The organism is Bradyrhizobium sp. Arg237L, assembly GCF_029990105.1.
Lineage (GTDB): Bacteria > Pseudomonadota > Alphaproteobacteria > Rhizobiales > Xanthobacteraceae > Bradyrhizobium.
The window spans coordinates 1-4,571 of record NZ_JAQMIL010000154.1 but is presented as its reverse complement, the minus strand read 5'-3'; the positions used below and the strand labels follow the sequence as shown (position 1 = coordinate 4,571).

Sequence of the window (4,571 nt, the reverse complement as noted above, 5' to 3'; positions counted from 1 at the left end):
GCCATCTTCGGCTGCTCGATCATCTTCTGCTCGGGCGGCGGAGGTGGCGGAGGCGGCGGAGGTGGCGGCGTGATGTTGACGATCGTGATCTCGCGGACCTGTCGCGGCGGCGGCAGATCGTCCCCGCCGAACAGCCAGTAGCCTGCCCCGCCGAACAGCAAGGCGATCACCGCAAGCGCCGCGCCGTAACGCATCCCGGGGCTGCGGAATATGGAGCGCTGACGATCTGACGGCTCGTCCGGCAGATTCCAATCGTCTCGAAGCTTGCTCACGACACGACCTCGACCTGCCGCAGACCGCGATCACGCTCGGCGAAATACTGAAAGACGAATTCAACGAGCCTTGTGAACTCCTTCGTCTCCAGCGTCAGCGTTAGTACGGGCGTGGCATCTATCTTCAGATGGAAGCTTTCGTCTTCGGCGTCGAACTCGACATAGGCATCGCGGTCGATCGACAGGCGCGCCCGGCGGCCGCGCGAGATCGTCGCCAGGAACGGATCATCCTCCAGCTCTCCGGCCGTGACGCGGCCGCGGAGCTCGTTCGCCAGCTTGACCAGAAGCGCTTCGCCCCGAATGGGAAACGGCAGAACGACAGAACTCACGCAATCCCCTCCCTTCGCAGCATCGGAGGCAAGGTTATCGAGAGCCGGCCCGACCAGCCGCAGCCGGACGAGCGCTCGCTGCAGCGCATCGAGCGCACGCTCATAGGCGCGTTTGCGCCGAATAGGCGTGTGAGGAAGAGGCGTTGGCACCGGGATCGACGATCGCATCACTTCACGAGCGGTTTGGTGGCGAGTCCAACCTGGTTGAGGCCGATGCGGCCGAGCAGGTCGAGCACGTCCATCACGCTTTGGTACTGGGCCTGCGCGTCGCCGCGCAGCACCACGGGAAACTCCGGCGTCAGCGCCTTCTGCTGCACCAGCCGCTGCTCGAGCTCGGGCAGCGTCACCGGAATGGTGTCGAGGAAGATCTTGCCGTCATTGGCGACCGTGATCGCCTTGGTGGTCTGGGTCGCCAGCGACGGCGCCGCCGAGGCCTTCGGCAGGTTGACCTTCTGGCCCTGCACCGTCGCCGTCGTCATGATGATGAAGATCACCAGCAGCACGTAGGCGAGGTCCAACATCGGCGTGATGTTGATGTCGTCATACGGCTTGGAGTCGCTCTGGAGCTGCATCGCCGTTTACTCCGCGGCCATGCGGTGGTCGATCGGATCCGGCCGGTCGGCGGTGTAGAACTCCGCCATCTTGGTCACGAACTCGTCGACGAAGACCTGGATGTCGCTTGTCAGATCCTTGATCTTGGAGATCAGGTAGTTGTAGCCGAACAGCGCCGGGATCGCGACGCCGAGGCCGGCGACGGTGGCGACCAGCGCCGCCGCGATGCCGGGCGCGATCGCGTTGACGTTGACGTCGCCGGAGGCCGCGATCGCCGCGAAGGTGATCATGACGCCGACCACGGTGCCGAGCAGGCCGAGGAACGGACCGCCGGAGATCGCGATGGTCAGGACCACCATCAGCCGGTTCAATCGCTGGATCTCCTTGACCACGCCGCTGTCGAGCGCGGCGCGGATCGCCGCGATCGAGGCGCCGGACAACACCGGCGCGGCGCCGCCGCGGAAGCGGTGGCGGATCTCCTGCGCCCCGATGTGGTAGATGCGATAGAGCGAGGAGGCCTTCATCGCCTTGGCATCGGCCGCCGTCAGCCGGCCGCCGAGGGTGGCGACATCGGCATCCTCGCCGCGGTCGAGCATGGTGAGATCGTCGGCGACCGCGCGGAAGTGCTTCATGAACACTGCGTTGGCCTTGGCCTGGCGGTTCAGGTAGCCGGTGCGGTCGACCATCACCACCCAGCTCAAGGCCGCCATGATCACCAAGAGGCCGATCACCACCCAGCCGTCGAGCGTGACCGACTTCAGGATCACCGCGAAGTAGCCCGACAGCCAGCTTCCGGTTTCCTCATCGACGCTGAAGGCGATCAGCTTGGCCTGGTCGGGGCCCTGCCCGATCGCGGCGAATTTGATGAAGCCGGCCGACCGCGCGATCTTCGCAATCTGCAGCTCGTCGACGTCGCCGGCAAAGCCCGCCATCGCCGGGACCGCAACGGGCGCGGGCGCAGCGGCGGCATCGTCCGCGGCCGGAGCCGCGGTGCCGTCCGCAGCCGTCGCAGCAGGGGACTGCGCGGCTGCGGACGGGGCGGCCTGGGCGACCGGAGTTGCACTGGAGGTTGCAGAAGTGTCACCTCCGATCAGGGCCACCGTGTTCAGCGCCGGCAACGAGGCGGCGACCGACGCGTAAGCGTTGCCGTCGAGCGTCAGCGTGACCTGGCCGTTGCTCGCAACCACGGCCAGATGATGCCAGGTGCTAGGTGCGACCGGCGCCCCGGCGCCGCTGCGCTGCGCGGCCCCGGCATTGGTCACCTCGACGAACGGCGCGCCATTGTCCAGACCGATCACCAGCGCATTGCCGGCCGCAGCATCGCGGCGGCTGTAGAGCGCGGCGTTCGGCTGCGCGGCCGCCGGCTTGATCCAGGCCGACCAGGTGAACGGTGCGCCCGCCGCCTGCGTCAGCGACGGCGAGGCCGGCAGCGTCACCGGATTTTGCCCGGTCAGCCGCACGCCATTGCCGATGATCGCGCCTTCGGCCGGCTGGCCCACGCTCTGCGCGTTGTTGGCCCACACCGAGGAGTCCAGCGACGGCGTGCCGCGCTCGTTGAAGTGATAGACCAATAGCGTGTCCGGATCGTAGGTCGCCTTGGCGTCGGCGGCGGCCAGCGCCTTCTTGTTGCCGTAGTAGAGCCAGATCTCGGCCTTGGCCCCCGGCTGCACGTTCGGCACCGCGACCCAGATCAGCGCCTCGCTGAGCAGCCCGTCATATTTCTCGACGTGATACTTCAGCGGCGTCTTGTCGTCGCCGGCGACAAACCGCAGGTCGGAGCCGTCGTCCTTGGCGGAGGCGAAGCGGAAGTTGCCGGTGTGCAGCCGGACCAGGACCGGCGTCGACCCGACCGGGTCGGTGATGTTGGCCCCAGTGGCGCTGGCATCGATCGTGATCTTCTTGCGCAATTGCCATTCATCGTTCCACCAGGCGTTCGCCGGCGCCGACAGCGCCAGCACCGCCACCACAGCCAGCAACAGCATGGCCGCCGCGTTCGCCGCCGCGCGCGTCGCACCGCTCCCCATGGCCCGCATCTTGTCCCATCCCATTGTCATCAGAATTCACCCCAGAGCCGAACGTTGAAGCGCGGGTCGCCCGCGCGCGTATAGGTTTGGCTGACCATCGGAACGGACAGCGCGAACATGCCATTGAATGCGTTGAACACCTTGAAGCGGGTGCCGACGCCGTAGCTCCATAGGTTGAACGCCGACTGCTGGTCCGGCAGCGGCTTCTGGATGCTGACATGCGCGGCGTCGGCAAAGGCGAACAGCCGCCACTCGTTGAAGGTGGTGAAACGCGGCGCTCCCTGGCCGGTCTCGTCCTTCATCTCCTTCTGCAGCATCGCGCCGAGGTCGGGGCTGCGGATCTCGAGATTGCCGATCACGCCGTCATCGCCGAGCACCTCGGATTCCAGATAGCCGCGCACGGTGTTGAGGCCGCCGGCGCTGAGCTGCTCGCTCGAGACCAGGGGTCCGTCGGCGACCTGCGCCTGCACCTTGCCCCAGAGCTGGAAATTCTCCGGCAGTTCCTGGGTGTGCGACACGTCGACGTTGAAGTGCGTGAAGCTCGGCGAGGCGTAATAGCGCTTGGCGTCGAACTCGGTCCAGTCGCTGCCGAACGGCCGCAGACTGTAGGTGATCCCGGCGTTGAACTGGGTGACGAAGTTCTCGTTCTGGAACGTCGCGCCGTAGGTGGCGACCACCGGATAATAGGTCACCGGCGAGGCGAAACTGTCGGTGCCCAGCCCCACGGTCTGGTCGAAGTGCTTGTAGTCCACCCCGACCGACAGCGTCTGGAAGAAGTTCTCGCGGCCCGGCAGCGTCATCACCGCACGGCCGCCGATGATCTCGCCGGGGCCGACGATGTTGGTGCCGCCGACGGTGGCGACGTTGCTGCTCGACTTCACGCCGTAGAGCAGAAAGCTCAGCCACTCGACATCGGGAATCCGCGCCAGATACGACCCCGAGAACACCTCGGCATCGCCCGGCCGCTGCGGCGCCACCTGATAGGTGAAGCTGGCGGAATGCCCGAGCTGCCACAGATTGTCGTAGTGCACGGTGGCGATGAGGCGGGCCGGCGTGGTGTTCGGCGAGTAGGCGTTGTTGACCTCGATGGAGCCGTGGATCGGCGCCTTGTCCTCGATATTGAGGTCGACATCCACCGTGCCCGGCGAGACGCCGGCGCGCAGCGCGGGCGTGACCCGCCGGTCGGGCCATTGGTTGAGCGCGACGATGTCCTTGGTGACATCGTTGAAATTCGGCAGCGTGCCCTCTTTCAGCGATTTCGCCCGGTCCTTGATCTGCTCGATGTCGAAGTAGCGCGAATTCTTGACCCGCAGCCGGCCGACCTTCATCTCCGCCACCTTGAGAATGACGACCCCGCGCAGCGCATTCTGCGTCGGCACCGACACGCTCACGGT

At 66.4% G+C, this 4,571-nt stretch carries 4 protein-coding genes and 1 pseudogene; all 5 read right to left on the bottom strand.

The features are described 5' to 3' along the window. A pseudogene (locus OZ411_RS42550) lies at positions 1 to 194 on the bottom strand (energy transducer TonB); the annotation flags it as partial. Between the two features lie 74 nt (positions 195 to 268). Continuing rightward, on the bottom strand, positions 269 to 601 hold the full coding sequence (locus OZ411_RS42545) for a hypothetical protein (protein ID WP_245476797.1): 333 nt from the start codon (positions 599 to 601) through the stop codon (positions 269 to 271). A 167-nt stretch (positions 602 to 768) separates the two neighbouring features. Further along, positions 769 to 1,173: a biopolymer transporter ExbD gene (locus OZ411_RS42540; protein WP_027584694.1), complete on the bottom strand. Its 405-nt coding sequence runs from the start codon at positions 1,171 to 1,173 to the stop codon at positions 769 to 771. A 6-nt stretch (positions 1,174 to 1,179) separates the two neighbouring features. Further along, positions 1,180 to 3,207 carry a MotA/TolQ/ExbB proton channel family protein gene (locus OZ411_RS42535; RefSeq protein ID WP_282532743.1) on the bottom strand — a complete coding sequence of 676 codons (2,028 nt, stop codon included), beginning with the start codon at positions 3,205 to 3,207 and terminating at the stop codon, positions 1,180 to 1,182. Then, positions 3,207 to 4,571, bottom strand: a 1,365-nt coding sequence (locus OZ411_RS42530; protein ID WP_282532742.1) for a ShlB/FhaC/HecB family hemolysin secretion/activation protein, incomplete at its 5' end; no start/stop codon positions are given. The genes OZ411_RS42530 and OZ411_RS42535, both read right to left, overlap by 1 nt.

Excerpts from the sequence above, each read along its gene's own strand:
- OZ411_RS42540 (WP_027584694.1), bottom strand. The coding sequence starts at position 1,173 with ATGCAGCTCCAGAGCGACTCCAAGCCGTATGACGACATCAACATCACG.
- OZ411_RS42535 (WP_282532743.1), bottom strand. The coding sequence starts at position 3,207 with ATGACAATGGGATGGGACAAGATGCGGGCCATGGGGAGCGGTGCGACG.